The sequence below is a fragment of the Vibrio sp. 1978 genome, assembly GCF_033344345.1.
Genome location: NZ_JAWPOP010000774.1, coordinates 1 through 582, shown reverse-complemented (window position 1 = coordinate 582; position 582 = coordinate 1). Strand labels below are relative to the sequence as shown.

General features: G+C 45.2%; 1 protein-coding gene. It reads left to right on the top strand.

The window, feature by feature from the left end; all coding sequences use genetic code 11:
- Window positions 1-141 precede the first annotated feature (141 nt).
- Window positions 142-582, top strand: a 441-nt coding sequence (locus tag R8N49_RS29035) for a class II glutamine amidotransferase (RefSeq protein WP_318190689.1), incomplete at its 3' end; no start/stop codon positions are given.

Here is a 582-nt window from a genome sequence, read left to right as displayed (position 1 = left end):
CACACTTTGGTTATGCAGACCGTATTCAAGAAGTACATATTAAGATTATTCACATCATCATTCAGTTGATTGAAAAAGAGATGGAATAATTTTCTGCAGCCACTTTTTCGGCTGTGGTTTAGGTAAGGAGTTCGTTAAACGATGTGTGAATTGCTCGGCATGAGCGCCAATGTTCCAACGGATATCTGTTTCAGCTTTACAGGGCTGATGCAGCGTGGAGGTCGTACTGGCCCGCACCGTGATGGTTGGGGAATTACTTTTTATGAAGGTAAAGGTTTTCGAACCTTTAAAGATCCAAAACCAAGCTGTGAGTCCCAAATCGCTGAATTGGTGCAAAACTATCCGATCAAAAGTCGTGCGGTTGTGAGTCATATTCGCCAAGCAAACCGTGGCGGAGTGAATTTAGAAAATACGCACCCATTCACACGTGAGTTGTGGGGCAAGTATTGGACCTTTGCTCACAATGGCCAGCTGTCTGATTACCAAGATCTGTACACTGGGCGCCATCGTCCTGTTGGTCAAACAGACAGTGAGCTCGCGTTTTGTTGGCTGCTAAAGCAGATGGAAGATCGATATCCAGAG